Source organism: Pseudomonas sp. AU11447 (assembly GCF_001672555.2).
GTDB lineage: Bacteria > Pseudomonadota > Gammaproteobacteria > Pseudomonadales > Pseudomonadaceae > Pseudomonas > Pseudomonas nitroreducens.
Genome location: NZ_LZDG02000025.1, coordinates 1 through 898, shown reverse-complemented (window position 1 = coordinate 898; position 898 = coordinate 1). Strand labels below are relative to the sequence as shown.

At 54.5% G+C, this 898-nt stretch carries 1 protein-coding gene; it reads left to right on the top strand.

Annotated elements, in window-relative coordinates:
• Positions 1 to 736: 736 nt before the first annotated feature.
• Positions 737 to 898, top strand: a 162-nt coding sequence (locus tag A6723_RS31145; protein WP_139092920.1) for a helix-turn-helix domain-containing protein, incomplete at its 3' end; no start/stop codon positions are given.

Sequence of the window (898 nt, the reverse complement as noted above, 5' to 3'; positions counted from 1 at the left end):
GCTGATGCGGCTGCCGACGCAGCGCGCCAGTGAGATCGCCGAGTTGTTGCCGCATAACTGGCTGCCGTTACGCAACCTGTAATGCCCGTTCGCTTACATTGCAACGCTCTTGGCGCTTGGATTTGCCGCAACAATCAGCACCGGAATGATGGCGGGGACCATACCGGCAGCACTGTACGGACATGCCGACGATGCCCCTGGCTGTCTCACAAACCTAGGCCAAAATGCCGATCAGTGGGCGGAGTTATCGCGTGCCCAGATTCACTCCGAGCCAATGCTAATGGATGGCACGTCGGGCGGTTACTGCTTCAACCCACCGATAAAGTCCAGTCATCTCTGACTGACCGAGACGGGTCACGCTGAGCACTCAGTACAAATCCGCTAACGACTCCCTCGTTGGTGCCGCCCTTGGCACAAAAGAATCTTCTGCGCCCCCGAGATAAGGCGATGTATCGTGCCAAGCACAATGGCTACTCAGATCATAATTACCCGACACTAGCTGGACAGTCCCGTGATTCCCTATCGCATACATCACCTGTTAACACTTCCGATAATATATCCGGAGGGTTCACTAAGTTGTGTTGGATTGTCCTACAAAACCGCTCTATCTCCTGCAATACAGGCAATACAGGCAATACAGCCTGAATTCATAGAATAAGCGCAACGCTTGAAACGAGAGGCAGAGAGCCAGCCACCGGTAGAATCCAGGCTCTCACACCGAAGGATTCAAGCGCAGATGACTACGCATTACCGGCAGCTGACTCAGGGACAACGTTACCAGATTGAGGCTGGCTTGAGCGCCGCAGAGAGCCAGRCGAGCATTGCAAAGCTGGTCGGCGTGCATCCCTCGACTATCAGTCGCGAGGTTCGCCGCAACAGCACCCAGAATATTTACAAG